Genomic DNA, 23,967 nt, shown 5'->3' with positions numbered 1-23,967 from the left:
GCACCATGTGTGGGGGAGCGCGATCCGCCCCGCCCTGCGCGACGTCGCAGGTAAGGGCACCCTTCGTGGCCGGGCGCACAGGGCTCGGGCAGTATTTGGAAAGAGTCCTGTTGTAAAATCTAGGTGGTCGAGAAGGGAGGTGCAGGATGGCCGAGCAGGATGCGCAGGAGCTCGCGGCGAAGCCCGAGCCGACCACGCGCGATCGCCTCGTCGAGGCGATCTCCACCCACGGACCCATCACCGCCCGGCAGCTCGCCGAGCGCTTCGGCCTCACCAGCGCCGCCGTGCGCCGCCATCTCGCGGCGCTCGAGGCGGAGGGGACCATCGCCGAGCACGAGGTGCCCGTGGCTCATCGCGGCCGCGGACGCCCCAGCAAGACCTTCGTGCTCTCGCCGTCGGCGCATGAGGACTTCGCCGCCGGCTACGACGAGCTGGCCGTGATGGCGGTCGACGAGCTCGCCCGCCGCGGCGGCGACGAGGCGGTGACCGCCCTCGCGGAGCGGCGGATCTCCGACTGGGAGCAACGGCTCGCCGAGCGGGTCGACCGCCTCGAGGCGGAGACCGGGGAGCCGGTGGGCACCGCCGAGCGGCTCGAGCTGCTCTCGCAGCTGCTCACCGAGCGCGGCTACGCCACCACCGTCCGCCCGCTGCACGTCCCGCTGCCGGCGGCCCGTCGCGAGGGCGGCGCCGGGCCGCGTAGCCTCGTCACCGCGCAGCTCTGCCACGGTCGCTGCCCCGTCCTCGACGTGGCCGCCGACCACCCGGAGCTGTGCGAGGCCGAGACCCGCGTCATCTCCCGCATCATCGGGGCCCCCGTCCAGCGCCTGGCCACCCTGGCGCAGGGGGCTCACGTCTGCACGACCCACATTCCGCTCACCGAGGGAAGGACACCATGACGAGCGCACCCGAGAAGCTCTCACAGGACGAGATCATCGATTCGATCGGCAACTACGCCTTCGGATGGCACGACGAGGACTCGGCCGGGGCCAGCGCGCGCCGCGGCCTGTCCGAGGACGTCGTGCGCGACATCTCCGCACGCAAGGACGAGCCCGAGTGGATGCTCGAGCGCCGGCTGAAGGCGCTGAAGCTCTTCGAGAAGAAGCCGCTGCCCACCTGGGGCCCGGACCTCTCCGGCATCGCCTTCGACGACATCAAGTACTTCGTCCGCTCCACCGAGAAGCAGGTCACCGACTGGAACGACCTGCCCGAGGACATCAAGGAGACCTACGACCGCCTCGGGATCCCCGAGGCCGAGAAGCAGCGCCTCGTCGCCGGCGTCGCCGCGCAGTACGAGTCCGAGGTCGTCTACCACCAGATCCGCGAGGACCTGGAGGAGCAGGGCGTCATCTTCCTGGACACCGACACGGCGCTCAAGGAGCACCCGGAGCTGTTCAAGGAGTACTTCGGCACCGTCATCCCCTCGGGCGACAACAAGTTCTCCGCGCTGAACACCGCCGTGTGGTCCGGCGGCTCCTTCGTCTACGTCCCCAAGGGCGTGCACGTCGAGATCCCGCTGCAGGCCTACTTCCGGATCAACACCGAGAACATGGGCCAGTTCGAGCGCACGCTGATCATCGCCGACGAGGGCTCCTACGTGCACTACGTCGAGGGCTGCACCGCGCCGATCTACAAGTCCGACTCGCTGCACAGCGCCGTCGTCGAGATCGTCGTGAAGAAGGACGCCCGCGTCCGCTACACGACCATCCAGAACTGGTCGAACAACGTCTACAACCTGGTCACCAAGCGCACCACGGTCGAGCAGGGCGGCGTCATGGAGTGGGTCGACGGCAACATCGGCTCCAAGGTCACCATGAAGTACCCGGCCGTCTGGCTGATGGGCGAGCACGCCCGCGGCGAGACCCTCTCCGTCGCCTTCGCCGGCGAGGGCCAGAACCAGGACACCGGCTCGAAGATGGTGCACATGGCGCCGCACACCTCGAGCTCGATCGTCTCCAAGTCGGTCTCGCGCGGCGGCGGCCGCTCCTCCTACCGCGGCCTGGTCCAGGTCATGCCCGGTGCCGAGCACTCCGCCTCGACCGTGCTGTGCGATGCGCTGCTGGTGGACCAGATCTCGCGCACCGACACCTACCCCTACGTCGACGTGCGCGTCGACGACGTCCAGATGGGCCACGAGGCCACCGTCTCCAAGGTCTCCGAGGAGCAGCTCTTCTACCTGATGAGCCGCGGCATGGAGGAGACCGAGGCGATGGCGATGATCGTGCGCGGCTTCATCGAGCCCATCGCCCGCGAGCTCCCGATGGAGTACGCCCTCGAGCTGAACCGCCTGATCGAGCTGCAGATGGAAGGAGCAGTCGGCTGATGACGACCACTGATGTGAAGGGTGCCGAGAGCGCCGGGGACCCGACCGCGAACGAGGCCGTGGGCCACGCGGCGGGCGCCGCGCCCGTCGCCGCCGGAGAGGCCCTGGAGGGCGCCGACACGACGGCCGCGCCGGAGCTGGAGGAGGAGAACCTGAGCCTGCCGGGCCAGGAGGTCTCCGCCGCCCACGCCGCGCTGAACCGCGGCGCGCGACTGCGCTCCTTCGAGGTCGCCGACCACGCCGTGCCCAAGAGCGACATCGAGGAGTGGCGTTTCACCCCGCTGCGCCGCTTCTCCGCCCTCTTCGAGGACGCCGCCACCGACGACCGCGAGGGCGACCCCGCCGTCGACTACGCCGTGACCGTGCCCGAGGGCGCCCCGGAGCCCTCGACGCTCGCCCCCGGCCAGGCGCCCCGCGGCAGCGTGCTGGTGCCCGAGGATCTGCCCACTGCGATCGCCTCCGCCCGCACCGAGCAGGCGCTGCACCTGGTCGCCGCCAAGAACGCCGCCTACGACGCGCCGTTCCGCGTGGACATCACCGGCCGCGGCGCGGACCGCCGCGCCAATGCGCACCTCGTGATCGAGGCGCAGGAGTCCTCCTCCTCGATCGTGGTGCTGAACCACACCGGCTCGGCGCAGTACGCGCAGGACGTGGAGATCCTCGTCGGTGACAACGCGCAGATGACCGTCATCACCGTCCACGACTGGGACGACGACGCGGTGCACATCGCGCAGCACCACGCCCGCGTGGGCCGTGATGCGCGCCTGAAGCACGTCGCGGTCACCCTCGGCGGCAGCGCGGTGCGCCTGAACTCGATCGGCGAGTACGCGGCCCCCGGCGGCGAGATCGAGAAGCTGGGCCTCTACTTCTCCGACGAGGGCCAGTTCTTCGAGAACCGCCTGTTCATCGACCACAGCGCCCCGAACTGCACCTCCAACGTCGCCTACAAGGGCGCGCTGCAGGGCAAGGGCGCACGGTCCGTGTGGGTCGGCGACGTGCTGATCCGCAAGGAGGCCGAGGGCACCAACACCTACGAGCTCAACCGCAACCTGGTGCTCACCGAGGGCGCCCGCGCCGACTCGGTGCCGAACCTGGAGATCGAGACGGGCGAGATCGAGGGTGCCGGCCACGCCGCCGCCACCGGGCGCTTCGACGACGAGCAGCTGTTCTACCTGCGCGCTCGCGGCATCCCGGAGATCGAGGCGCGCCGTCTGGTCGTGCGCGGCTTCTTCGCCGAGATCATCCAGCAGATCGACGTGCCCGAGGTGCGCGAGCGCCTCTCGGCCGCGATCGAGGACGAGCTCGCACGGAGCATGAACTGATGTCGGACGCCTTCGTCCCCGTCGCCGCCCTGGCCGACCTCGCCCCCGGCGAGGCGATCGACGTCGTCGCCGGCGGGATCGAGATCGCCCTGGTGCGCGACGAGGACGGCGGCGTCCACGCCCTCGAGGACCTCTGCTCGCACGACGAGATCGCGCTGAGCGACGGCGACGTCGAGGGATGCACCATCGAGTGCTGGAAGCACGGCAGCCAGTTCGACCTCGTCACCGGTCGTCCCCTGCAGCTCCCGGCGGTCCTGCCCGTGCGGGTGTTCCCCGTGCGCATCGACGAGAGCCGCGGCGAGATCCTCGTGGATCCCTCCGAAGCTCCCGCCACCTGACACCTGGGCGTCGTCCCCGACGCCCGCCCCCAGCCCCACGAATCCACCAGCTTCCTGGTCAAGGAGAACCCCACATGTCGATCCTGGAGATCAAGAACCTCCACGCCACCGTCGAGACCCCTGAGGGCACCAAGGAGATCCTCAAGGGCGTCGACCTCACCATCAAGGGCGGCGAGACCCACGCGATCATGGGCCCCAACGGCTCGGGCAAGTCCACCCTCGCCTACGCCATCGCCGGCCACCCCAAGTACGAGATCACCGGCGGCGAGGTCCTCCTCGACGGCGAGGACGTGCTCGAGATGAGCGTCGACGAGCGCGCCCGCGCCGGCCTCTTCCTCGCCATGCAGTACCCCGTCGAGGTCCCCGGCGTGACCGTCTCGAACTTCCTGCGCACCGCCAAGACCGCGATCGACGGCGAGGCCCCCTCGCTGCGCACCTGGGTCAAGGACGTCAAGGGCGCCATGGACGACCTCAAGATGGACCCGGTCTTCGCCGAGCGCAACGTCAACGAGGGCTTCTCCGGCGGCGAGAAGAAGCGCCACGAGATCCTCCAGATGCAGCTGCTGAAGCCCTCCATCGCCGTCCTCGACGAGACCGACTCCGGCCTCGACGTCGACGCGCTGCGCGTGGTCTCCGAAGGCGTCAACCGCGCCAAGGAGAACACCGAGGTCGGCATCATGCTGATCACCCACTACACCCGCATCCTGCAGTACGTGAAGCCGGACTTCGTCCACGTCTTCGTGAACGGGAAGATCGCCGAGCAGGGCGGCCCCGAGCTCGCCGAGCGCCTTGAGGCCGAGGGCTACGACCGCTTCCTCGTCGGCGCCTGACGCCCCCGGCCGCCCCTCCCCGCCGCATCGCGGGAAGGGGCGGCCCCACCGCGGGACCCGCCGCGGCCCGTCCCCGGACAGCAGGTCCGCCGACGATCCGCCGGGCCCCGTCCGCCCCCTGCGGGACCAGCCCCGCACCCATTCCGGGAGGACACCATGACCGACCAGCAGACCCCGGCCTCGACCGTGAGCGCCGAGGACGTCACCGAGGCGATGAAGGACGTCATCGATCCCGAGCTCGGGATCAACGTCGTCGACCTGGGCCTCGTCTACGGGGTGACCGTCGAGGACGGCAACGCCGTGATCGACATGACCCTCACCTCCGCCGCCTGCCCGCTGACGGACGTGCTCGAGGAGCAGACCTTCGCGGTGCTGGACCCCATCACCGAGACCCACCGCATCAACTGGGTGTGGATGCCGCCGTGGGGCATGGAGAAGATCACCGAGGACGGCCGCGAGCAGCTGCGCGCCATCGGCTTCAACCTCTGAGCCGCCTCACCCTCTGAGCCGGCACGAGAAGACCCCCTGACCCGCGAGCGCGGGGCAGGGGGTCTCTTCGCTGCGGACGGGGCGGGCCCCCGAGCCGGCGTCAGCCGAGCAGCGTCGCCGTCCGCGTGAGCTCGAGGCCGTGCGCCTCGGCCGTGCCGGCATGGGCGAGGGCGCCCTCGTGGGTGTGCAGGCCCTTCGCGAGCGCCTCGTCGGCCCGCAGCGCGTCCTGCCAGCCCGCGCCCGCGAGCTTCAGCACATAGGGGAGGGTCGCGTTGTTCAGCGCCGCCGTCGCCGTGACCGGCACGGAGCCGGGCATATTCGCCACGCAGTAGTAGATCGCGTCGTGCACCTGGAAGGTCGGGTCGTCGTGCGTGGTGGGGCGGGAGTTCTCGAAGCAGCCGCCCTGGTCGATCGCGACGTCGACCAGCACCGAGCCCGGCTTCATCCGGGAGACCATCTCGTCGGTGACGAGCTTCGGGGCGCGCTTGCCGGGGATCAGCACCGAGCCGACGACGACGTCGGCCTGCTCGATCTGCTCGGCGAGGTCGAGTGCGGTCGAGTAGCGGGTGAGGATCCCGCCGTGGTGCATCGTCGCGATCTGGGAGAGCCGGGAGACGTTCACGTCCATCACGGTGACGTTCGCGTGCAGCCCGTGCGCCATCATCGCCGCCTGCTCGCCGACGACGCCGCCGCCGAGGACGAGCACGTTCGCCTCCGAGGTCCCGGGCACCCCGCCCATCAGTACCCCGCCGCCGCCCAGCGGCGCCATCAGGTGGTAGGCGCCGACCTGCGCGGCGAGCCGGCCCGCGATCGCGCTCATCGGCGCGAGCAGCGGCAGGGAGCGGTCGGGGAGCTGGACGGTCTCGTAGGCGATGGCGGTGGTGCCGGAGGCGAGCAGCGCCTCGGTGAGCTCCCGGTCCGCCGCGAGGTGCAGATAGGTGAAGAGGATCTGGCCCTTCCTCAGGCGTCCGTACTCCTCGGGCAGCGGCTCCTTCACCTTCACGATCATCTCGGCCTGCGCCCAGACCTCGTCGGCCGTCGGCAGCAGGGACGCGCCCGCGGCGGCGTAGTCCTCGTCGCTCACGCGGGAGCCGAGGCCCGCGCCGCTCTCGACGATCACCTCATGGCCGTGCATCACCAGCTCGTGCACGCCGGCGGCGCCCAGGCCCACCCTGTTCTCGTTGTTCTTGACCTCGCGGGGCACCCCGATGCGCATGTGTCCAGCCTCTCTGCTGAGCTCCCTGGCCGCGGTCACGGCCACCGCCCCCAGGATGACACCTCGTCGGCCGTGCGGGGGAGCCTGCGGATGTGTCCCCCGGCACCGTCGGCGGGAATCCGGGCGACCGTTCGGCGCCTCGGCCCTAGACTCGATCCGGCCCTCCTCCGGGCCGTCCCCGTCCGAAGAGGAGTCCCACCCGTGATCACCGTGCACGACCTCGCCATCCGCGTCGGCGCCCGGCTGCTCATGAGCGACGTCTCCTTCCAGGTCACCGACGGCGACCGGATCGGCCTGGTGGGTCGCAACGGCGCCGGCAAGACCACGCTGACCAAGGTCCTGTCCGGCACGCTGGACCCCAGCGAGGGCAGCGTCGAGGTCTCCGGCGAGCTCGGCTATCTCCCGCAGGACACCCACAGCGGCGAGGACACCGAGCCGGTTCTCGCCCGGATCCTCTCCGCCCGCGGGCTCGACGGGATCCTGAGGAAGCTGCGCCGCGCCGAGGAGGAGATGGGGGACATGTCCCTCACCGAGGCCCGCCGCGAGAAGGCCATGAACCGGTACCCGCGCCTGGAGGCCGAGCTCGACGCCGCCGGCGGCTACGCGGCGGAGGCGGAGGCCAAGCGGATGGCCGCGAACCTCGGCCTGCCCAACCGGCTGCTCGAACAGGAGCTCGGCACCCTCTCCGGCGGTCAGCGGCGTCGCGTCGAGCTCGCCCGGATCCTGTTCTCGCAGGCCTCCACGATGATCCTCGACGAGCCGACGAACCACCTCGACCACGACTCGATCGTGTGGCTGCGCGAGTACCTGATGAGCTACCGCGGCGGGCTGATCGTCATCAGCCACGACGTCGAGCTCGTCGAGCAGGTCGTGAACAAGGTGTTCTACCTCGACGCGAACCGCTCCGCGATCGACATCTACAACATGGGCTGGAAGCAGTACCTGCGCCAGCGCGAGGACGACGAGAAGCGCCGCAGGCGCGAGCGCGCCAACGCCGAGAAGAAGGCCACCCAGCTCACCGCCCAGGCGGAGAAGATGCGCGCGAAGGCCACCAAGGCCGTCGCCGCGCAGAACATGCTGAAGCGGGCCGAGCGGATGCTCGACGGGGTCGAGGGGGAGCGGCAGACCGACCGCGTCGCCTCGCTGCGCTTCCCGAAGCCGGCCCCCTGCGGCAAGACCCCGCTGATGGCCGAGGACCTCTCGAAGTCCTACGGCAGCCTCGAGATCTTCACCGGCGTGGACCTGGCGATCGACCGCGGCTCGCGCGTGGTCATCATCGGCCTGAACGGCGCGGGCAAGACCACTCTGCTGCGGATCCTCGGCGGCGTCGACGCGCCGGACACCGGGCGGATCCTCCCTGGCCACGGCCTGCGCATCGGCTACTACGCCCAGGAGCACGAGACCCTGGACCTGGACCGGACCGTGCTGGAGAACATGATGACGGCGGCCTACGAGCTGCCCGAGGTCGAGGCCCGCAAGATCCTGGGCTCGTTCCTGTTCACGGGCGACGACGTGCACAAGCCCGCCCGGGTGCTCTCCGGCGGGGAGAAGACCCGCCTCGCCCTGGCCGCGCTCGTCGTCTCCAGCGCCAACGTGCTGCTGCTGGACGAGCCGACGAACAACCTCGACCCCGCCAGTCGCGAGGAGATCCTCGGGGCGCTGGCGAACTTCGAGGGTGCGGTCGTGCTGGTCTCCCACGACCCCGGTGCCGTCGCGGCGCTCGATCCCGAGCGGGTGCTGATGATGCCCGACGCCGTCGAGGACCTCTGGAACGCCGAGTACCAGGAGCTCATCGAGCTCGCCTGAGCCGGGGCCGCTCCCCGGTCCTCCCCACGCCCGCCGCCGTGCCGGCCGGTGCTCCCGGCGCCGCGGCGGGGACGGCTCCTGAGATGGCGACCGCGAGAGTTTCCCCCTCCGAGTTGCACTCCTGTGACCTGCGTCATAGTCTCAGCTCGTCGGCACCGTGGCGGTGCCCACCCCGTCGCGGAGGACGGTGCGCGACCGCGCCGTCCGCCTCGACCCGACGAGGAGGAGCGAGACCGTGAGCGAACCCGTCCGTCCGACCGGTCTGCGCCGGCTGGTCGCCGCCGGGGCCGCGCTCGCCCTGGGGGCGACGCTCGCGGCCTGCGGCTCGGCCGACGCCGGACCGCCGCAGCTGACCTGGTACATCAACCCCGACAACGGCGGCCAGACCCAGATCGCCCAGCAGTGCAGCGACGAGGCCGACGGGGCGTACACGATCACCACCTCGCTGCTGCCCCGCGATGCGGCCAGCCAGCGCGAGCAGCTCGCCCGCCGCCTCGCCGCGGGGGACAGGTCCCTGGACATCATGAGCCTGGACCCGCCCTACATCCCGGAGCTCGCCGAGCCCGGCTTCCTCGCCCCCGTCCCGGAGGACCTCGTCCGCAGCTCCACCCAGGACGTCGTCGACGGCGCCGTGCAGGGAGCGACCTGGGACGACGAGCTGGTCGCCGTGCCCTTCTGGGCCAACACGCAGCTGCTGTGGTACCGCGAGTCCGTGGCCGAGGAGGCGGGGCTGGACATGTCCGAGCCGGTCACCTGGGACCAGCTGATCGAGGCCGCGGAGACCACCGACAGCCACCTCGGCATCCAGGGGATCCGCGCCGAATCGATGACCGTGTGGGTCAACGCGTTGTACGAGTCGCAGGGCCAGCCGATCATCGAGGACCCCGGCGCCCCCGCCGACGAGACGCAGCTCGCGCTCGACTCCCCGGCCGGCGCCGAGGCCTCCCGGATCATCGGCACGATCGGCGCGGAGGGCCTCGCCGGCCCGGGCGCCACCACCCAGGACGAGAACGTCGCCATGGCCCAGTTCCAGGGGGACCAGGGCTCCTTCATGGTCAACTGGCCCTTCGTCTACACCGCCACGCAGACCTCCGTGGAGCAGGGGAGCGTCGACCAGGAGGTGCTGGACGACATGAAGTGGACCACGTACCCCCAGGTGAGCGAGGACCAGGAGTCCGCGCCGCCGCTGGGCGGGATCGACCTCGGCGTCGGCGCCTCGAGCGAGCACCAGGACCTCGCCTACGAGGCGATCCGCTGCATCGCCTCCCCGGAGAAGCAGGCGCAGTACTTCCTCTCCGACGGCAACCCGCCCGCCTCCACCACCGCCTACGAGGACCCCGAGGTCCAGGACGCCTACCCGATGGCGCCGGAGATCCGCGAGTCACTCGAGCGCGCCGCGCCCCGCCCGCAGACCCCCTTCTACAACGAGATCTCCCTGGGCATCCAGCAGCACTGGACCCCGATCTCGGAGGTCGGCGAGGCCACCCCCGCGCGGTCCCAGGAGTTCATCCAGTCCGTGCTGCGAGGGGAGGCCCTGCTGTGAGCGAGACAGCCGCCGCGCCGAGCACCGGGACGGACGGCGCCTCCGGGCGCCGCCGCGCGACCCGGCAGAAGCCGCCGCTGAGCGACCGGGCCCGGGCGGAGCGCCGCCTGGGCATCCTGTTGGCGGCCCCCGCCTTCGTGGTCATGCTGGCGGTGACGGTGTACCCGATCCTCCAGGCCTTCTTCGACTCCCTGTTCTCCTACCGTCTCACCGCCCCGGACCAGCGCTCCTTCGTGGGACTGGCGAACTACGGGGTGCTCTTCACCGACCCCGTCTTCTGGCGGGACCTCGGGGTGACCGTGCTGATCACCGTGGTCACCGTCGCGATCGAGCTGGTGCTCGGCTTCGCCCTGGCCCTGGTGATGCACAACGCCGTCAAGAGCCTGCGCGGCCTGCTGCGCACCGCGATCCTCGTCCCCTACGGCACGATCACCGTCGTCTCCGCCTTCGCCTGGTTCTTCGCCTTCGACATCAACACCGGCTTCGTCAACGCCTGGCTGCCGGTGGTGGAGGACAGCTTCAACTGGTTCGGCTCCGCCGCGCCGGCGCTGACCGTCATCATGCTCAGCGAGATCTGGAAGACGACCCCCTTCATCTCGCTGCTGCTGCTGTCGGGCCTGGCCCAGGTGCCCGGGGAGCTGACCGAGGCCGCCCGCGTGGACGGCGGCACCCGCGCGGAGGTGATGCGCCGCGTGGTGCTGCCGAACATGAAGGCCGCGATCATGGTCGCGGTGCTGTTCCGGGCGCTGGACGCCTTCCGGATCTTCGACAACGTGTTCATCATGACCAACGGCGCCTACGGCACGGAGGTCCTCTCGCTGCTGGCCTATCGCACCTCGATCGGGCGGCTCGAGATCGGCATGGGCTCGGCGATCTCCGTGGTCCTGTTCCTGTGCGTGATCGGCATCGCGATCGGCGCGATCAAGGGCTTCAAGGTCGATCTGGCCTCGGGGGAGGGACGCTGAGATGAAGGGCATGACCACCCGGCAGAAGGTCGGCTGGAGCGTGATCACGATCGTGGTGCTGGTGTACACCCTCGGTCCGCTGGTCTCGATCCTGATGACCTCCTTCAAGGCCTCCGGCGACCTCACCACGGGGCGCTTCCTGCCCACGCGCTTCGTGCTGGACAACTACGAGCAGATCTTCGCCGGCAGCGCCCGCGACCTGTTCCTGCCCGCGCTGCGCAACTCCATCGGCATCACGCTGATCGCGACCGTCGTCGCGGTCGTCCTCGCGACCCTCTGCGCCTACGCGATCGCGCGCCTGGACTTCCCCGGCAAGCGCCTCGTGCTGGTCAGCGCGCTCGGGGTCTCGATGTTCCCGGTGATCTCGATCGTGACGCCGCTGTTCAACCTCTGGCGCACGATCGGGCTGTACGACACCTGGCCGGGCCTGATCATCCCCTATCTCTCGCTGACGCTGCCGATCTCGATCTACACCCTGGCGGCGTACTTCCAACAGATCCCCTGGGACCTCGAGCGGGCCGCGCAGGTCGACGGCGCCACCAGCTTCGAGGCGTTCCGGAAGGTGATCGTCCCGCTCGCGCTGCCCGGTGTGTTCACCACCGCGATCATCGCGTTCTTCATCGCCTGGAACGACTTCGTCTACGGCATCTCGCTGACGTCCACCTCGGCCGCGCGCCCGGTCCCGGCGGCGCTGGCCTTCTTCACCGGCGCCTCCCAGTTCGAGGAGCCCACGGGCGCGATCTCGGCCGCCGCGATCATCGTCACCATCCCCATCGTCATCATCGTCGTGCTCTTCCAGCGCCAGATCGTCTCCGGTCTGACGCAGGGCGCGGTCAAGGGCTGACCCCAGGAGGCAACCGGCCATGGCCACCATCGAGATCCAGAACCTCGTCAAGCGGTACGACGACGGCTTCCCCGCCGTCAACGACGTGAGCCTCGACATCGCCGACGGCGAGTTCGTGATCCTCGTCGGTCCCTCGGGCTGCGGGAAGTCCACGCTGCTGCGCATGATCGTGGGGCTCGAGGACATCACCGAGGGCGAGCTGCGCATCGACGGCAAGCGCGTGAACGAGAGCGCGCCGCGCGACCGCGACCTCGCCATGGTCTTCCAGAACTACGCCCTGTACCCCCACCTGAGCGTGTACGACAACATCGCCTTCCCGATGCGGCTGTCGAAGAACAAGCTCCCCGAGGACGAGATCGACCGGCGGGTGCGCCGCGCCTCGTCGATGCTGGGACTGGACGAGCACCTCGAGCGCAAGCCCGGCAACCTCTCCGGCGGACAGCGCCAGCGCGTGGCCATGGGCCGCGCGATCGTCCGCGAGGCCGACGCCTTCCTCTTCGACGAGCCGCTGTCGAACCTCGACGCGAAGCTGCGCGGCCAGATGCGCACCCAGATCGCGCAGCTCCAGCGGCGCCTGGGCATCACGAGCGTCTACGTCACCCACGACCAGACCGAGGCGATGACCCTGGGGGACCGGGTCGCCGTGCTGAAGAAGGGCAGGCTGCAGCAGGTCGCCTCGCCGCGCGAGCTCTACGAGCAGCCCGCGAACCTCTTCGTCGCCGGGTTCATCGGCTCCCCCTCGATGAACTTCCTGCCCGCCCGGGAGGAGAACGGGCACCTGCGCACCCCGATCGGGGACCTCACGGCGCCCGAGCACGTCCTCGAGGCCGCCCGCGGGAGGGACCTGGTGCTGCTGGGGGTGCGCCCCGAGCACTTCGAGGACCTCGAGTTCGTCGACGAGGCGCTGCTGCCGCACGGCACGGAGCTCGCCGTGACGCCCACCCACACCGAATGGCTCGGCAACGAGCAGTACGGCTACATCGACTACGAGAAGGACCCCGAGGTGGCCGAGGTCCTCGACGAGCTCGCCCGCGACCTCGACCAGGACGAGATCCCGCCCCAGGTGGTGGTGACCCTCAGCTCCGCGAGCCGGATCCGCGGCGGCATCGAGTCCCGGATCTGGGTGGACACGCGCAAGGTCCACGTCTTCGACGTCGCCACGGGCGAGAACCTCACCCGCGACGAGGAGAAGGGGGCGGAGCTGACGCGCCGCGCCGCCGAGGACCGGCAGCGCGAGATCGAGACCGCCGCAGCGCTGGAGGACTGAGGCCGGCTCCCGCGCCCGTCCCTGCGCGGCGCGCCGCGCCCGAGGACGGCATGGAGAGCGCGTAGTGTGGCGGACACCTGATATCCGCTGTGAAAGGCCTCCGTGTTCGTCCTCTCCCTCTCCGGTCGCCCCGGCCACGGCCGCGCCGCCGGCGACCCCGTCCCCGCTCTGCTCGAGGCTCTCGAGGGGCTCGAGCTGCCGCTCGCCCCGGAGCGGACCGCCGGCCCGGACGCGCTCGTCCTCGCCTCCCGAGGGGAGACCGCGCTCGAGGCGATGCTGCGGGCGCTCGAGGTCGGGAGCACGGCCGTCGGCCTCGGGATCGGCACGGTGCCGGGGCCGCTGCCCGGCTCGGTCCGCGAGCTCTCCGGCCCCGCCGTCGAGGCCGCTCGGAGCGCCGTGGCCGCGGCGTCGACCACCTCCCAGGTCCCGCTCGCCGTCCGCGCCGCCGATCCCCGCCACGCCGACACCGCCGCCGACGTCGAGGCCGTGCTGCGGCTGATCGGCTGGATGATCCGCGCCCGCAGCCGCGGCCAGTGGCAGGCCGTGCACGAGCTGCGTGAGGATCCGACGGCCACCCAGGCCGTCCTCGCCGAGCGCCTCGGCGTCACCCAGCAGACCGTCTCCCGCGCCGTGAAGACCAGCGGCTGGCGCGAGGAGAGCGCCGCCCATCCGCTCGCCGTGCGACTGCTGAGCATGATCGACCTCACGTCGACCCGCTGAGTCGGGCCCCGCCCCCGAGGGCGGGGGCGCCGCGCGCTATCCTGGGGCCGCCCCGACGACAACCGAGGAGACCCATGGCGACGACGAACGACCTCAAGAACGGAATGGTGCTGGTCATCGACCAGCAGCTCTGGAGCGTGGTCGAGTTCCAGCACGTCAAGCCCGGCAAGGGACCCGCCTTCGTGCGCACCAAGCTCAAGAACGTCATGTCCGGCAAGGGCGTGGACAAGACCTTCAACGCCGGCGTGAAGGTCGAGACGGCCACCGTGGACCGCCGCGACATGCAGTTCTCCTATCTCGACGGCGACATGTACGTCTTCATGGACACCTCGAACTGGGAGCAGACCAGCCTCACCGAGGAGGTCGTGGGCGACACCAAGGACTTCATGGTCGAGGGCCAGGACGTCGTCATCGCCTTCCATGAGGGCAACGCGCTCTTCGTCGAGCTGCCCGCCTCCGTGGTGCTCGAGATCGAGTTCACCGAGCCCGGCCTGCAGGGCGACCGCTCCAGCGGCGGCACCAAGCCCGCGCGCCTGACCACCGGCCGTGAGATCCAGGTCCCGCTGTTCCTCAACGAGGGCGACAGCGTCAAGGTCGACACCCGCAGCGGCGACTACCTCGAGCGCGTGAAGTGACCCGAGGCTCGACCCCGCAGGGCGCCGACGACCGGTCCGCCCCGCGCCCCACCGGCCTCCCCCTCCCCACCCGGGAGGGGGCGGAGGTCGAGCTCGAGCGGACCGTCCCGGCCGCCGCGGACCGGCTCCACGGACGCTCCCGCGACCGGATCCGCGCCCTGGACGTGCTCTTCGAGGCCGACGCCAAGCAGGCCGACGTGCTCGACGTGCTCGCCGAGCGGCTCCGTCGCACGGCCGCGCAGACCCCGCTGCCCGAGCGCTCCCGCGCCCTGGTCGAGCTCTACGCCCCGCACGCCGTCGACATCGACGAGGACCTCTCCACGCACTCCCGCGACTGGCCGCTGCACCGCATGCCCGCGGTGGACCGCGCGATCCTGCGCCTCGGCGCCGCCGAGGTGCTGCACGGCGAGGAGCCCGGCGCGCGCGGCGCGATCATCGGCGAGTACACCAAGATCGCCGAGGTCCTCTCGACCGACGACTCCCCGCGCTTCGTCAACGGCCTGCTGCAGCGGCTCGTGGACGTGCGCGGCCTGCTCGGCTGAGCAGGACCGGACCCTTCGCAGTCCCCTCCGCCCCCGCCGGGCGCGTCCCCGTCCGAGGGGCGGGCAGGCGGGGGCGGACCCGCACCTGCCGACTACACTCGGCACAGCTCGCACGAGCACCCGACCCTTTAACGACACGTCCCGTGAGGCGTGGAAGGGAGAACACCGCATGACCAGCACCGACCCTGCCCTGGAGAGGGGAGCCGAGAGCTCCCGCGTCCTCGGGCCCGAGGAGATCCGGCGCGCGCTGACCCGCATCGCCCACGAGATCCTCGAGAGCGACCACGGCGCCGAGGACCTCGTCCTGCTCGGCATCCCGCACCGCGGCGTGCCGCTCGCCCGCCGCCTCGCCGAGCTCATCGCCCGCGCCGAGGGCCGCCCCGACGGCGCCGACCTCGCCGACCTGCACGGCGCGCTCGACATCACCATGTACCGCGACGACCTGCGCAGCAATCCCACCCGCGCGCCGAGCCCCACCCGGATCCCCGCCGCCGGCATCGACGGACGCACCGTCGTCCTCGTCGACGACGTGCTCTACTCCGGCCGCACCGTCCGCGCCGCCCTCGACGCGCTCAGCGCCATCGGCCGACCCGCCGCCGTGCGCCTGGCCGTGCTCGTGGACCGCGGCCATCGCGAGCTGCCGATCCGCGCCGACCACGTCGGCAAGAACCTGCCCACCTCGCGCAGCGAGCGCGTGCACGTCCAGCTCACGGAGACCGACGGCACCGATGCGGTGGACATCGTCCGCCCGGCCCGCACGACGGGGGAGGGGCGCGCATGAGGCACTTCATCTCGATCGCGGACCTCCGCCGCGAGGAGGTTCTCGAGGTCCTCGCGACCGCCGAGCACATGGCCCAGACCCAGTCCCGCGCGATCCGCAAGCTGCCCACCCTCGTGGGCACCACCGTCGTGAACCTCTTCTTCGAGGACTCCACCCGCACCCGGATCAGCTTCGAGGCCGCGGCCAAGCGCCTCTCGGCCGACGTCATCAACTTCTCCGCCAAGGGCTCGAGCATCTCCAAGGGCGAGTCGCTGAAGGACACCGCGCTCACCCTCCAGGCGATGGGCGCCGACGCGGTCGTGGTGCGCTCGGGCTCCTCCGGCGCGGCGCACCTGCTCGCCCACGCCGGCTGGATCGACCAGCCCATCGTCAACGCCGGCGACGGCGCGCACGAGCATCCCACCCAGGCGATGCTCGACGCCTTCACCATGCGCCGCCACCTGCGGCCCGGCGACCCGCACGCGGGCCTCGACGGCCTTCACGTCGTGATCGTCGGGGACGTGCTCCACTCCCGCGTCGCCCGCTCGAACGTGCTGCTGCTGACCCTGCTCGGCGCCCGCGTCACGCTCGTCGCCCCGCCCGCGCTGGTGCCCGTCGGTGCCTCCGCCTGGCCGTGCGAGATCTCCTATGACCTCGACCAGGCCCTCGCCGCCGGTCCCGACGCCGTGATGATGCTGCGGGTCCAGCACGAGCGGATGGTCGGCGGCGGCTTCTTCCCGACGGCGGGGGAGTACTCCCGCCGCTACGGGCTCAGCGCCGCCCGCGCCGCCTCCCTGCCCGAGCACACGATCGTGATGCATCCCGGACCGATGAACCGCGGCTTCGAGATCGCCGGCTCCGTCGCCGACTCCCCCCGCAGCGTCATCGTCGAGCAGGTCGCCTCCGGCGTGTTCGTGCGCATGGCCGTGCTCTACCACCTGCTCGCCACCGACGCCCGGGAGGCCCCCCGTGACCGCTGACACCACCACCGCCACCACCGGCTCCCCGGCCCCGCTGCTGCTGCGCGGCGGTCGCCCCTACGGCGAGGACGTGCAGGACATCCTGATCCGCGAGGGCCGGATCGCCGCGATCGGCGGCGAGCTCGAGGTGCCGGACGGCGTCGAGGTGATCGACGCCGAGGGCTGCGTGATCCTCCCCGGTCTGGTCGACCTCCACACCCACCTGCGCGAGCCCGGCGGCGAGGAGGCCGAGACCGTCGAGACCGGCACCCGCGCCGCCGCCCGTGGCGGCTTCACCGCCGTGCACGCCATGGCCAACACGACCCCCGTCGCGGACACCGCGGGCGTGGTCGAGCAGGTCGCGATGCGCGGCGAGGCCGCCGGCTGGTGCGCGGTCCGCCCCGTCGGCGCGGTCACCGTGGGCCTCCAGGGCGAGCGGCTCGCCGAGCTCGACGCGATGGCGAACTCCCGCGCCCGCGTCCGCGTGTTCAGCGACGACGGCAAGTGCGTGCACGACCCGGTGCTGATGCGGCGCGCGCTGGAGTACGTGAAGTCCTTCGACGGCGTGATCGCCCAGCACGCCCAGGACCCGCGCCTGACCGAGGGCGCCCAGATGCACGAGGGGCTCGTCTCGGCGGAGCTGGGGCTGACCGGATGGCCGGCCGTGGCCGAGGAGTCGATCATCGCCCGCGACGTGCTGCTGGCCCAGCACGTCGGCTCCCGCCTGCACGTCTGCCACCTCTCGACCGCCGGCAGCGTGGACATCGTGCGCTGGGCCAAGCAGCGCGGCATCGCGGTCACCGCCGAGGTCACCCCGCACCACCTGCTGCTGACCGACGAGAACGTGCGCCAGTTCGACGCGGTGTTCAAGGTCAACCCGCCGCTGCGCACCGCCGCGGACGTCGAGGCGGTGCGCGAGGGCCTGGCCGACGGGACCATCGACATCGTCGCGACCGACCACGCCCCCCATCCCGCGGACGCCAAGGACCGCGAGTGGGACCAGGCTGCGATGGGCATGACCGGGCTCGAGACCGCGCTGTCCCTGGTCCAGTCCACGATGGTCGACGAGGGCCGCCTCAGCTGGCGCGACGTCGCCCGGGTGCTCTCCGAGAAGCCCGCCGAGATCGGCCGCGACCAGGACCATGGCCGACCGGTCGCGGTGGGGGAGCCGGCCCACCTGCTCCTCTGGGACCCGCACCCGGTGCGGGTCGCGGACCCCGCAGAGCACGCCTCCCAGGGCCGCAACTCTCCCTTCGCGGGCCTCGAGCTGCCCGGCGCGAACCGGCTCACCCTGCTCGGCGGCCGGCCCACCGTGCGCGACGGCGCGGTGGTGGAGAGGTGAGCGGGCGGGTCGTCCCGGTCCTCCTGCTGGCGGTGCTGTTCGCGCTGATGATCGGCGCGATGGTGCTCGGCTGGCGCCGACGGGGCCGCTCGCAGGCCCATCTGCCGGCCCCGTCGGCCCGGACGCTCGAGGAGCTCGGCGAGGCCACCGCCCACGGGCCCGTCGGCGCGGTCTACGTCGACACCGTCCTCGCCGAGCAGCCGCTCGAGCGGGTCGTCGCCCACCGCCTGGGACAGCGCGCCCGCGCCGAGGTCAGCCTCGGCGAGCAGGGCACCTGGCACCTCGAGCGCGAGGGCACCGGGCCGCTCACCATCCCCGCCGCGGCCGTCCGGGAGGTCACCTCCGGGCCCGGCATGGCGGGGAAGTTCATCGGCGGCGACGGACTGCTGATCATCCGCTGGAGCCTCGGCGACCAGCTCCTGGACACCGGCCTGCGCCTCGACCGGCGCGCCGACCACGACCTCCTGCTCTCCCGGAAGGAGCATTCATGACCACCCCCGCCCCCGCCACCCCCAGGCCCTCGGGCCGTGCGCGCCGCGAGCGCGCGCTGCTGATCCTCGAGGACGGCACCGTGCTGCGCGGCTCCGCCTACGGCGCCCGCGGCGCCCGCTTCGGCGAGGTCGTCTTCACCACCGGCATGACCGGCTACCAGGAGACCCTCTCGGACCCCTCCTACGCCGGGCAGATCGTCGTGCAGACCGCCCCGCACATCGGCAACACCGGGGCGAACGCCGAGGACATGGAGTCCCGCCGCGTGTGGGTGCGCGGCTACGCCGTGCGCGACGCGAGCCGCATCGCCTCCTCCTTCCGCGCCGAGCAGAGCCTCGACGACCTCCTGATCAGCAGCGACGTGGTCGGCATCAGCGACATCGACACCCGCATGCTCACCCGTCGGCTGCGCGAGGAGGGCTCCGCCCGCGGCGGCATCTTCTCCGGAGAGGCCCTCGAGGCCTCGGAGGAGGAGCTGCTCGCCCAGGTGCGCGAGCAGCCGCAGATGGCCGGCTCGAGCTTCGTCGAGGAGGTCACGATCGCCCAGCCCGTCGTGCTCGAGCCCGAGGGCGAGGCGGTCGCGACCGTCGCCGCCGTGGACCTCGGCATCAAGGGCGCCTCGCCGCGCTCCATGCTCGCCCGCGGCCTGCGCGTGCACCTGCTGCCCGCCACGACGTCGCTCGAGGACCTCCTCGCGATCGGTGCCGACGCCGTCTTCTTCTCCAACGGCCCGGGCGACCCCTCCGCCGCGACCGCCCAGATCGAGCTGCTGCGCGGCGTGCTCGACGCAGGCGTGCCCTTCTTCGGCATCTGCTTCGGCAACCAGCTGCTGGGCCGGGCGCTCGGCTTCGACACCTACAAGCTGAAGTTCGGTCACCGCGGCATCAACCAGCCCGTCCAGGACCGCGAGACCGGCCAGGTCGCGATCACCGCGCACAACCACGGCTTCGCCGTCGACGTGCCGCTCGAGGGCGAGCACACCGCCCCCCATGACGGGGGCCGCTACGGCCGGGTCGTGGTCTCGCACGTGGGCCTGAACGACGACGTGGTCGAGGGGCTGCGCTGCCTCGACCTCCCCGCCTTCTCCGTCCAGTACCACCCCGAGGCCGCCGGCGGCCCCCACGACGCCTCGCCCCTCTTCGACCGACTGGTGGAGCTCGCCGTCGCGCACCGCGCCGCCTCCGCCGACAAGGAGTCCTGATGCCCCGCCGTACCGATATCTCCTCCGTCCTCGTCGTCGGCTCCGGCCCGATCGTCATCGGCCAGGCAGCGGAGTTCGACTACTCCGGCACCCAGGCCTGCCGCGTCCTGCGCGAGGAGGGCCTGCGGGTCATCCTGGTCAACTCCAACCCGGCCACGATCATGACCGACCCGGAGATCGCCGACGCCACCTACATCGAGCCGATCGACCCGGACATCATCCGCTCGATCATCGCCGCGGAGCGGCCCGATGCGATCCTGCCGACGCTCGGCGGGCAGACCGCGCTGAACGCCGCGATCGCCCTGGCCGAGAACGGGACCCTCGAGGAGTTCGGCGTCGAGATGATCGGCGCGAACCTCGAGGCGATCAACAAGGCCGAGGACCGCCAGCAGTTCAAGGAGGTCGTCGAGCGGGTCGGCGGCGAGTCCGCCCGCTCGCGGATCTGCCACACCATGGACGAGCTGCTCGAGGCGGCCGACGAGCTCGGCTACCCGATGGTGGTCCGCCCCAGCTTCACCATGGGCGGGCTCGGCTCCGGCATGGCCTACGACGAGGCGGACCTGCGCCGCATCGGCGGCGACGGCCTGCACTACTCGCCGACCTCCGAGGTCCTGCTCGAGGAGTCGATCCTGGGCTGGAAGGAGTTCGAGCTCGAGCTCATGCGCGACAGCGCCGACAACTGCGTCGTGATCTGCTCGATCGAGAACGTCGACCCCGTCGGCGTGCACACCGGCGACTCGGTCACCGTCGCCCCCGCGCTGACCCTCACCGACGTCGAGATGCAGAAGCTGCGCGACCTCGGCATCGCGATCATCCGCGAGGTCGGCGTCGACACCGGCGGCTGCAACGTCCAGTTCGCCACCCACCCCGAGACCGGCCGCATCGTCGTGATCGAGATGAACCCCCGCGTCTCCCGCTCCTCGGCGCTCGCCTCGAAGGCCACCGGCTTCCCGATCGCGAAGATCGCCGCGCGCGTCGCGATCGGCTACACCCTCGACGAGATCCGCAACGACATCACCGGCACCACCCCGGCCAGCTTCGAGCCGGCGCTGGACTACGTCGTGGTCAAGGTGCCCCGCTTCGCCTTCGAGAAGTTCCCCGCCGCGGACCCGACGCTCACCACCACCATGAAGAGCGTCGGCGAGGCGATGGCCCTGGGCCGCAACTTCACCGAGGCCCTCGGCAAGGCGCAGCGCTCCATCGACGCCAAGGGGACGTCCCTGGACTACACGGGCACGCCGCCGAGCGCCGCCGAGGTCGCCGCTCTGCTGGACGAGGTGCGCACCCCGACCTCCGAGCGCCTGGTCGCCATCGCGCGGATCCTGTGGTCCGCGGCGGAGGGGATCCTCGACCCCGTCGAGACCCTCGACCGCCTCGTCGAGGCGACGGCGATCGACCGCTGGTTCCTCGACCAGATGCTGATCGTCGCCGAGCTGGCCGCGGAGATCCGCGCGAGCGACGTGCTGGACGCGGACCTGCTGGGCCTGGCCAAGCGGCACGGCCTCTCCGACGAGCAGATCGGCGCGCTCACCGGCCGCAGCGGCGACGTCGTCAAGGGCGTGCGCGAGGCGCTGGGGATCAACCCGGTCTACAAGACGGTGGACACCTGCGCCGCGGAGTTCGCCTCCCGCACCCCGTACCACTACTCGACCTACGACCAGGAGACCGAGATCGAGCCCCGCGAGAAGCCCGCGGTGCTGATCCTCGGCTCGGGCCCCAACCGCATCGGGCAGGGCATCGAGTTCGACTACTCCTGCGTCCACGCGGCGATCGCGCTCGGCGCTCCGGAGCTGCCCGGCGGCGGCTACGAGACGGTCATGATCAACTGCAACCCCGAGACGGTCTCGACCGACTACGACATCGCCGACCGGCTCTACTTCGAGCCGCTCACCTTCGAGGACGTCGTCGAGGTGTACGAGGCGGAGAAGGCCGCCGGCCCCGTCGCCGGAGTCATCGTCCAGCTCGGCGGCCAGACCCCGCTCTCCCTTGCGCGCCGTCTCGAGGCGGAGGGCCTGCCGATCATCGGCACCAGCCCCGCCGCGATCGACAACGCCGAGGACCGGGGCCACTTCGGCGCCGTCCTGGCCGAGGCCGGCCTGCCCGCCCCGCCCTACGGCACCGCCTGGGCGCTGAACGACGCGATCGAGGTCGCCGCGGAGGTCGGCTATCCGGTGCTCGTGCGGCCCAGCTACGTGCTCGGCGGCCGCGGCATGGAGATCGTCTTCGACGAGGCGGGGCTGGTCGACTACGTCGGCCGCAACCTGCCCGACGGCGGCCGCGCCGAGGCGCCGATCCTCATCGACAGCTTCCTGGACACCGCGATCGAGATCGACGTGGACGCCCTCTACGACGGCGAGGAGCTCTACCTCGCCGGCGTCATGGAGCACATCGAGGAGGCCGGCATCCACTCCGGCGACTCCGCCTGCACCCTGCCTCCGGTCACCCTCGGCGATCCGGTGCTCGAGCGGATCCGCGCCTCGACCCTCGCGATCGCCCAGGGCGTGGGCGTGCGCGGCCTGCTCAACGTGCAGTACGCGCTCTCCCACGGCGTGCTCTACGTGCTCGAGGCGAACCCCCGCGCCTCCCGCACCGTGCCCTTCGTCGCGAAGGCCACCGGGGTGCCGCTCGCGCAGGCGGCCGCGCTGCTCATGGCCGGTACCTCCATCGCGGACCTGCGCCGCGGAGGCGTGCTCCCGGCCGCCGGCGATGGCTCGGACCTGCCCGACGACTCGCCGATCGCGGTGAAGGAGGCGGTGCTGCCGTTCAAGCGCTTCCGCACCCGCGAGGGACGCGCCGTGGACTCGGTGCTCGGCCCGGAGATGCGCTCGACGGGCGAGGTGATGGGCATGGACTCGACCTTCCCGCTCGCCTTCGCGAAGTCCCAGCTGGCGATCTCCGGCCAGGGCCTGCCCACCGCGGGCACCGCCTTCGTCTCGGTCTCCGACCGCGACAAGCGCTCGCTCCCGCTGCCGGTCGCGCGCCTGGCCGCGCTGGGCTTCGAGATCCTCACCACCGAGGGCACCGGGCGGGTGCTCGGCCGTTACGGGATCCCCTGCCGCGTGCTGCGCAAGGCCTCGGAGGAGGGCGAGGGCGCGAGCGTCATCGACCTCATCGAGGCGGGCGAGGTGGACCTCGTGCTGAACACCCCCTCCGGCTCCAACGCCCGTGTCGACGGCTACGCCATCCGCGCCGCCGCGACCAGCATGGACGTCCCGATGATCACGACGCTGCAGGAGTTCCAGGCGGCGGTCCAGGCGATCGAGGCGCGCCCCGTGGAGCCCTTCGAGGTGCGCAGCATCCAGGACCACACCCTGCGTCTGCGCGAGGTGCGGGCGGCCGGGGCATCGGCATGAGCACCGCCCCGGCGAGCTTCGGACGGCGCCTGCAGGAGGAGACGGCCGCGCGCGGCCGCCTCGTCGCGGGCGTCGACCCGCACGCCGCGCTGCTGGAGTCCTGGGGGCTCCCCGACAGCCCCGCGGGGCTGCGGGAGTTCTCCCGCACGGTGCTCGAGGCCGTCACCGGTCATGTCGCCGCGCTCAAGCCGCAGTCGGCGTTCTTCGAGCGCCACGGCAGCGCCGGCGTCGCGGTGCTCGAGGAGCTGCTGGCCGCGGCCCGCGCGGCGGGGGTGCTGACGATCCTCGACGTGAAGCGGGGCGACATCGGCTCGACGATGGACGCCTATGCCCAGGCGCACCTCCTGCCCGGCGCGCCGCTGGAGGCCGACGCGATCACCGTCAGCCCCTATCTGGGCACCGGCTCCCTCGACTCCGCCGCCGAGCTCGCCCTGGCCCACGGCAAGGGGCTGTTCCTCCTCGCCCTGACCTCCAACCCCGACGGACCGCAGGTCCAGCACGCGAGGACCGACCAGGACACGCCGGTCGCGCTGGAGATCGCGCGACACGCCGAGAGGATCGGCGGCGCCGCGCCGGGGGAGTGGTCGAGCATCGGTCTGGTCGTCGGCGCGACCGTCGGCGACGCCTACCGCCGCCTCGGCCTGGACGCCGCCGCGCCCTCGGTCCCGCTCCTCGCCCCCGGCGTCGGGGCCCAGGGCGCCGGACCTGCGGAGATCGCCGACGTGTTCGGTGAACGTGCAGGTCAGGCCCTGGTCTCGGTGTCCCGTGGACTGCTCGCGGCAGGGCCGGACCGGGCGGCGCTCGCACAGCGCGCGGAGGAGCTGGCAACGACCTTCCGCTGAGGCCGAGGAGCGCTCCCGCACGGGCCCCGACACCGCCGGAGGACGGCGGCGTCGGGGCCCCGAAACGCATCGGACCTGGGACTTAGCGTGTCAGAAGTGCCCTCGGCCACGAATATGGGGTTACGCTCTTCCCACACCGGGCTCCTCCCGGACCCGCAGGACAACCGCGACAGAACAAGAGGTA

At 71.7% G+C, this 23,967-nt stretch carries 22 protein-coding genes; 21 read left to right on the top strand and 1 reads right to left on the bottom strand.

What is annotated here, in order from left to right; all coding sequences use genetic code 11:
* Positions 1-146 precede the first annotated feature (146 nt).
* From DEU31_RS09875 to DEU31_RS09850, 6 genes are all read left to right on the top strand, one after another.
* The gene (locus tag DEU31_RS09875; RefSeq protein WP_133676964.1) at positions 147-896 is read left to right on the top strand and encodes an HTH domain-containing protein; all 750 of its coding nucleotides are present in this window, start codon (positions 147-149) and stop codon (positions 894-896) included.
* Complete coding sequence (sufB, locus tag DEU31_RS09870) at positions 893-2,320, top strand: Fe-S cluster assembly protein SufB (protein WP_010550633.1); 1,428 nt, start codon at positions 893-895, stop codon at positions 2,318-2,320. The genes DEU31_RS09875 and sufB overlap by 4 nt, the downstream gene beginning before the upstream one ends.
* The gene (gene sufD, locus DEU31_RS09865; RefSeq protein ID WP_010550634.1) at positions 2,320-3,642 is read left to right on the top strand and encodes a Fe-S cluster assembly protein SufD; all 1,323 of its coding nucleotides are present in this window, start codon (positions 2,320-2,322) and stop codon (positions 3,640-3,642) included. The genes sufB and sufD overlap by 1 nt, the downstream gene beginning before the upstream one ends.
* Positions 3,642-3,980 carry a non-heme iron oxygenase ferredoxin subunit gene (locus DEU31_RS09860; protein WP_126988596.1) on the top strand — a complete coding sequence of 113 codons (339 nt, stop codon included), beginning with the start codon at positions 3,642-3,644 and terminating at the stop codon, positions 3,978-3,980. The genes sufD and DEU31_RS09860 overlap by 1 nt, the downstream gene beginning before the upstream one ends.
* Positions 3,981-4,054: 74 nt before the next feature.
* Positions 4,055-4,810, top strand: a complete 756-nt coding sequence (gene sufC / locus DEU31_RS09855; RefSeq protein ID WP_010550636.1) for a Fe-S cluster assembly ATPase SufC — start codon at positions 4,055-4,057, stop codon at positions 4,808-4,810.
* A 156-nt stretch (positions 4,811-4,966) separates the two neighbouring features.
* A complete protein-coding gene (locus tag DEU31_RS09850) occupies positions 4,967-5,299 on the top strand; it encodes a metal-sulfur cluster assembly factor (RefSeq protein WP_010550637.1) in 333 nt (110 codons plus the stop codon).
* A gap of 100 nt (positions 5,300-5,399) precedes the next feature.
* Here DEU31_RS09850 and ald read toward each other — a convergent pair whose 3' ends face one another.
* Positions 5,400-6,515: an alanine dehydrogenase gene (gene ald / locus DEU31_RS09845; RefSeq protein WP_133676963.1), complete on the bottom strand. Its 1,116-nt coding sequence runs from the start codon at positions 6,513-6,515 to the stop codon at positions 5,400-5,402.
* A gap of 201 nt (positions 6,516-6,716) precedes the next feature.
* On the opposite strand from ald, the gene DEU31_RS09840 reads away from it, so the two are divergent.
* From DEU31_RS09840 to pyrF, 15 genes are all read left to right on the top strand, one after another.
* On the top strand, positions 6,717-8,321 hold the full coding sequence (locus tag DEU31_RS09840) for an ABC-F family ATP-binding cassette domain-containing protein (protein ID WP_053917268.1): 1,605 nt from the start codon (positions 6,717-6,719) through the stop codon (positions 8,319-8,321).
* Positions 8,322-8,556: 235 nt separating this feature from the next.
* Entirely contained in the window at positions 8,557-9,864 is a 1,308-nt protein-coding gene (locus tag DEU31_RS09835) for an extracellular solute-binding protein (protein ID WP_166649457.1), read from the top strand.
* 77 nt (positions 9,865-9,941) lie between these two features.
* The gene (locus DEU31_RS09830; RefSeq protein ID WP_224765355.1) at positions 9,942-10,829 is read left to right on the top strand and encodes a sugar ABC transporter permease; all 888 of its coding nucleotides are present in this window, start codon (positions 9,942-9,944) and stop codon (positions 10,827-10,829) included.
* Positions 10,830-10,839: 10 nt separating this feature from the next.
* Positions 10,840-11,673, top strand: coding sequence for a carbohydrate ABC transporter permease (locus tag DEU31_RS09825; protein WP_126988601.1), 834 nt, complete (start codon positions 10,840-10,842; stop codon positions 11,671-11,673).
* A gap of 19 nt (positions 11,674-11,692) precedes the next feature.
* Positions 11,693-12,940 (top strand): sn-glycerol-3-phosphate ABC transporter ATP-binding protein UgpC, encoded by a 1,248-nt coding sequence (gene ugpC, locus DEU31_RS09820; protein WP_133676961.1) that lies wholly within the window; start codon positions 11,693-11,695, stop codon positions 12,938-12,940.
* Between the two features lie 102 nt (positions 12,941-13,042).
* Positions 13,043-13,660, top strand: coding sequence for a helix-turn-helix domain-containing protein (locus DEU31_RS09815; protein ID WP_010550644.1), 618 nt, complete (start codon positions 13,043-13,045; stop codon positions 13,658-13,660).
* 74 nt (positions 13,661-13,734) lie between these two features.
* A complete protein-coding gene (efp, locus tag DEU31_RS09810) occupies positions 13,735-14,295 on the top strand; it encodes an elongation factor P (RefSeq protein ID WP_133676960.1) in 561 nt (186 codons plus the stop codon).
* Positions 14,292-14,837, top strand: coding sequence for a transcription antitermination factor NusB (gene nusB, locus DEU31_RS09805; RefSeq protein WP_010550646.1), 546 nt, complete (start codon positions 14,292-14,294; stop codon positions 14,835-14,837). The genes efp and nusB overlap by 4 nt, the downstream gene beginning before the upstream one ends.
* Before the next feature lie 169 nt (positions 14,838-15,006).
* On the top strand, positions 15,007-15,618 hold the full coding sequence (pyrR, locus tag DEU31_RS09800) for a bifunctional pyr operon transcriptional regulator/uracil phosphoribosyltransferase PyrR (protein ID WP_010550647.1): 612 nt from the start codon (positions 15,007-15,009) through the stop codon (positions 15,616-15,618).
* The gene (locus DEU31_RS09795) at positions 15,615-16,577 is read left to right on the top strand and encodes an aspartate carbamoyltransferase catalytic subunit (protein WP_133676959.1); all 963 of its coding nucleotides are present in this window, start codon (positions 15,615-15,617) and stop codon (positions 16,575-16,577) included. Before pyrR ends, DEU31_RS09795 begins: the two co-directional genes overlap by 4 nt.
* Entirely contained in the window at positions 16,567-17,898 is a 1,332-nt protein-coding gene (locus DEU31_RS09790) for a dihydroorotase (protein ID WP_133676958.1), read from the top strand. Before DEU31_RS09795 ends, DEU31_RS09790 begins: the two co-directional genes overlap by 11 nt.
* Positions 17,895-18,389, top strand: a complete 495-nt coding sequence (locus DEU31_RS09785; RefSeq protein ID WP_126988605.1) for a hypothetical protein — start codon at positions 17,895-17,897, stop codon at positions 18,387-18,389. Before DEU31_RS09790 ends, DEU31_RS09785 begins: the two co-directional genes overlap by 4 nt.
* On the top strand, positions 18,386-19,588 hold the full coding sequence (carA, locus tag DEU31_RS09780; RefSeq protein WP_010550651.1) for a glutamine-hydrolyzing carbamoyl-phosphate synthase small subunit: 1,203 nt from the start codon (positions 18,386-18,388) through the stop codon (positions 19,586-19,588). The genes DEU31_RS09785 and carA overlap by 4 nt, the downstream gene beginning before the upstream one ends.
* A complete protein-coding gene (carB, locus tag DEU31_RS09775; protein ID WP_133676957.1) occupies positions 19,588-22,941 on the top strand; it encodes a carbamoyl-phosphate synthase large subunit in 3,354 nt (1,117 codons plus the stop codon). Before carA ends, carB begins: the two co-directional genes overlap by 1 nt.
* On the top strand, positions 22,938-23,783 hold the full coding sequence (gene pyrF, locus DEU31_RS09770) for an orotidine-5'-phosphate decarboxylase (protein WP_133676956.1): 846 nt from the start codon (positions 22,938-22,940) through the stop codon (positions 23,781-23,783). The genes carB and pyrF overlap by 4 nt, the downstream gene beginning before the upstream one ends.
* Positions 23,784-23,967: the final 184 nt, after the last annotated feature.

The organism is Brachybacterium sp. AG952 (assembly GCF_004362645.1).
In the GTDB taxonomy this organism is placed as follows: domain Bacteria; phylum Actinomycetota; class Actinomycetes; order Actinomycetales; family Dermabacteraceae; genus Brachybacterium; species Brachybacterium conglomeratum.
Note: the sequence above shows the minus strand (reverse complement) of the source record. Positions and strands in the feature narration are given on the sequence as shown.

Coding starts and splice junctions, on each gene's coding strand:
- DEU31_RS09795 (WP_133676959.1), top strand. CDS start 15,615: ATGAGGCACTTCATCTCGATCGCGGACCTCCGCCGCGAGGAGGTTCTC.
- DEU31_RS09825 (WP_126988601.1), top strand. CDS start 10,840: ATGACCACCCGGCAGAAGGTCGGCTGGAGCGTGATCACGATCGTGGTG.
- sufD (WP_010550634.1), top strand. CDS start 2,320: ATGACGACCACTGATGTGAAGGGTGCCGAGAGCGCCGGGGACCCGACC.
- DEU31_RS09860 (WP_126988596.1), top strand. CDS start 3,642: ATGTCGGACGCCTTCGTCCCCGTCGCCGCCCTGGCCGACCTCGCCCCC.
- ald (WP_133676963.1), bottom strand. CDS start 6,515: ATGCGCATCGGGGTGCCCCGCGAGGTCAAGAACAACGAGAACAGGGTG.
- carA (WP_010550651.1), top strand. CDS start 18,386: ATGACCACCCCCGCCCCCGCCACCCCCAGGCCCTCGGGCCGTGCGCGC.
- sufB (WP_010550633.1), top strand. CDS start 893: ATGACGAGCGCACCCGAGAAGCTCTCACAGGACGAGATCATCGATTCG.
- pyrF (WP_133676956.1), top strand. CDS start 22,938: ATGAGCACCGCCCCGGCGAGCTTCGGACGGCGCCTGCAGGAGGAGACG.
- pyrR (WP_010550647.1), top strand. CDS start 15,007: ATGACCAGCACCGACCCTGCCCTGGAGAGGGGAGCCGAGAGCTCCCGC.
- efp (WP_133676960.1), top strand. CDS start 13,735: ATGGCGACGACGAACGACCTCAAGAACGGAATGGTGCTGGTCATCGAC.
- DEU31_RS09875 (WP_133676964.1), top strand. CDS start 147: ATGGCCGAGCAGGATGCGCAGGAGCTCGCGGCGAAGCCCGAGCCGACC.
- ugpC (WP_133676961.1), top strand. CDS start 11,693: ATGGCCACCATCGAGATCCAGAACCTCGTCAAGCGGTACGACGACGGC.
- DEU31_RS09850 (WP_010550637.1), top strand. CDS start 4,967: ATGACCGACCAGCAGACCCCGGCCTCGACCGTGAGCGCCGAGGACGTC.
- carB (WP_133676957.1), top strand. CDS start 19,588: ATGCCCCGCCGTACCGATATCTCCTCCGTCCTCGTCGTCGGCTCCGGC.
- sufC (WP_010550636.1), top strand. CDS start 4,055: ATGTCGATCCTGGAGATCAAGAACCTCCACGCCACCGTCGAGACCCCT.